The sequence below is a fragment of the Caballeronia sp. genome (genome assembly GCF_028292365.1).
GTDB lineage: Bacteria > Pseudomonadota > Gammaproteobacteria > Burkholderiales > Burkholderiaceae > Caballeronia.
The window spans coordinates 1-3,493 of sequence record NZ_JAQGMM010000512.1 but is presented as its reverse complement, the minus strand read 5'-3'; the positions used below and the strand labels follow the sequence as shown (position 1 = coordinate 3,493).

2 protein-coding genes are annotated in these 3,493 nt (G+C 55.2%); both read left to right on the top strand.

The window, feature by feature from the left end; genetic code table 11:
- The first annotated feature begins 1,460 nt into the window (after positions 1-1,460).
- Positions 1,461-2,432 (top strand): hypothetical protein, encoded by a 972-nt coding sequence (locus JWR14_RS29890; protein ID WP_299716489.1) that lies wholly within the window; start codon positions 1,461-1,463, stop codon positions 2,430-2,432.
- Between the two features lie 760 nt (positions 2,433-3,192).
- The coding region (locus tag JWR14_RS29885; protein ID WP_299716486.1) for a VpsR-related response regulator at positions 3,193-3,493 on the top strand (301 nt) is incomplete at its 3' end.

Here is a 3,493-nt window from a genome sequence, read left to right as displayed (position 1 = left end):
CGGCCTGAGCCGGCAACGTTTAGCATAGCGACGCAATCATTCAAGGTCCGAAACCTGCGTATTGACCCGTTTGAAGTGAACATGCCCGTTGGCTACCCGGGTTACCCACGTAACGGATCTTAGAGATGGGGCATTTTCCTGGAAAAATTCCAGCGCAACGCGCATACAGGATGAGGCTGGCCAAGCGCCAGCGGATGGAAGGTGGGTGAGACGCTGGAGTCTCACGCGCGCGATGACCGCGGCTTCAGACCAGGGACGCAGACCGGATTGCAGCAAATGTCGACGTTGGTAAATATGCGACCAGAACCGGCTTGCATGCTGGCGAGCGCAATAACCTGTCCTCACCAGCACTCCTCAGCATACCGAACCCTTCGCGCGTCAAGGGTCCGCTGGCGCCAGGCTTTGGCCTGCCCTTGACCCGATTACGCGCTTCCGTACATGGAGGCACAGAAGGAGCTGACCGATGATTTGTGAGTCAGTCTGCCGAAAGGCCTTGACAACTTCCTGCTCATAGAAGGGTGGCCAATAGACGAGAAGACCGTTTATGCGCAGCTCATCGAAATCGCTCTGGGCGCTCGGACTCGCGGCGTGCCAAACAAGACTTTGTCAGTCACCATTCGCAAACCACAGCATCGATACGCAATCCGTGTTTCTCGGGTTGAGGGCGCCCTCGCGCGATCCGAAGGGGGGTGGCATCCGGCTAGCAGCGACTACCGCCACATGCACAGATTCGCTCCCGCGGTAATCGCAGGGGTTCTCCGTGCATCAGCCCCTCCTGCCCGATCTGGATGCTAAACCATCAAGCTTTGTGGGTTGACGGGGCGCAGTTCGAAGTACTTTGATTCGTTGGGCAGTTTCGCCTCGGTCCAACAACATATGAGCCCGGCATAGAAGCCGCTAACCACGCAACCCCATTTGCTCCCGCTACGGTCTTGGGCAACTCGTTCTCCAACACTTTGAACATGGAGCGCCCGGTTTGAAGCGTCATCACCCACATGACACTCCACCCGAGCACGCAGAACGCTCCTTCACAAGAAAGGCATCGCGGGGAAAAATCGCGGCCATCGAGAATTCTTAGATGAGGATTAGCTGCGCCTTTCGGTATTCAGACAGTCTAGAAAACATTCAAAGCCTTATCGAGTGGCCGAGACTGAGGTGGAAAGGCGACACAGAGCAACCGATAGAAAATGCAAGACAGGGTTCGGATGGCATCGTAGCGCCGAATAGGGAGTAAGGACTAGTGCGCATAGAAACGCGATGATTCGGATAACGATAAATTTTACTGTGCGGGCCTGTCGGCGGCTACCGGGTTCGACCGCGTGTCTCAATTGCTGGATGTGTGGCTCGTCCGGCCAGCATTTTGGCGGACAGATGCGGGCTATATCTCTCACGCTTGAGCAGTCGCAACAGCGACTCAAGCACGTAACAAGTTCTTGCCCAAGGATCGAGAAGATAAACAAATGGAAATTTTTCCCTGCACGCTGGTATTCATTGATATCGATGCGAAAGCGAGTCCAAACAGTACTAGCAAAGATCCGCTCTCGTACGCTCGCCAGGCACTTTGCCTTAACAAGACTTTGCTGTATGTGGGCATGCCACCGCTCAATGTATTTACCAACGCACCAGACGTCGTCCTCTCATGCTTTGCCACCGTCCCCGAAGGGCGGCGACCCATGGTCCATCGCCTGATCACGAACGTCAACGTACCGAGAGAGATCGAGTTTTACGCAGCGCATTTCAAGCTCGACCTACTGGAACAAGTGGCGGGCATGCTGGCGCCAGACACCTTGCTGCTGCTATTAGATTCCGACATTGTCGCCATTAGGCCGCTGGCGGACGAACTGCTGCAGCGCTGTGCCGACGTCGGTGTAGGTGCGTTCGATATCTCGGACCAGGTGTTTCCCGCCTACGGCAGTGCCCTCGTGATTAAGGATCTTGAGATTGTGGCAGGCCGGCATTTGCTTAATCCGCGCTGGTATGGCGGTGAGTTTCTCATCAGCACGCCGGCGTTCCTGACGAGATTGGTTCCACGCGCACGTGAGCACTGTGAACGCTATGTCAGCGAGGTCGCACGCCTGCAACATCATGGTGACGAGTCTTTTGTCTCGGCCGCACTCAATACACTTGCTGACGAAGGCCAGCAAATCGTCGAACTCGGCGCTTATCAGGCCATCGGCCGACATTGGACCGGTAACACCCATCGCGATCTGCGATGGTTCAAGCATTGCTGCTTCGTTCACTTGCCCGACGGAAAGAAGTTGATCGAACGTGAATCGCGTCGTTCGGACTTCAACACGAGCCGCTTTTGGCGCGCGGTAACGAGCGCCCACCTTCGCAATCGCGTGCGCTTCGCCGCCAAGTTGTGCTTTGAAGTGACCTCGATAGCGCCGAAGCTAGCTGGATATTTGGCGCGCGCGCGGGGTCTCGAGTGAGGGGGCGCACCGAACGGCGGGATAAGCAACGGCAGCGCCTGTGACTATCCGCGTGTTATGAAACAAAGCCGAGCTCGCATGCCGGCGATGTGAATGAACAATGGGCAACGGCGCGAAGCTGCTGCGCTGTATGTGCGATGTCACTTCCATCCACGATGGAATTATTGAGTTCGGCCGCCCCACCCTTCCATGCGCCATCCGTTACCACCCTTGACTTAGTCAAGACTTAGGCGAGGTCCCGATAACTCAATCTGTTGTATCTTCGCATCAAGGCACCCGTGGCAATTTGATGCTCAACGTGCCGCTAAGGTGTTAGGGTCATTCAACACTAGTCGATGCATATAAGGCGCTTTTCTGTGTTTATCTCATGGTGATGCCTCTCGTCGGAGGCCGTAGACATGCCGACGTCCAAGGATTTCACAACGAAAGAGCCGGTCGTCAGACTTTGTTCAGAGGACAATCGCGAATGCTATGTACGCGTAACAAGCGTTCGCTTTGAAGTACGAACTACCGACGTCGAGCACTCGAGTAGGAAACGCTTTCTCAGGTCTACACGATAAAAAACCGTGCCCTGATTGAAATGTTTCATGAGCGCTTATATGGCTGCTCTGTCACCTTTTTGTACGTCATAATTCTCGGGTAATTCGCTCCGCCGACCGGGCGCGCTATAGCGCAATTGGACGCCAAGTGATGAAGTCTCACCGAGGTATCTATGATTTCGACGCCACGCAAGCTGATCTACGTATGTAGAGATGCGTCGATGTCGCTGACATCTAAATTCGAGGGACGTGACTGGGGGGTTACGCTGGTCACTCCGCGGCAGACTCAAAAACAGGCTCTGTGGAGTGGCTGTACGTTAGGAGGTTTGCTCGATCTCTCAACATGTCAGCTACCCAATGATCTCGCCGCGATCGAAGACATGCTTGTTCGAACTGACGCGGGCTGGGTCGCGATTGTAGACGCGCACCAACTCGAAGATGCGATGGTGCGCCGCTTGATTCGCGACTATTGCTTCGATTACGTCACGCTGCCCGCTTCGGACGATCGTATCGTCAATGCCG

What these genes read in the sequence shown, in the direction of transcription:
- JWR14_RS29890 (WP_299716489.1), top strand. Translation starts at nt 1,461, where the DNA reads ATGGAAATTTTTCCCTGCACGCTGGTATTCATTGATATCGATGCGAAA.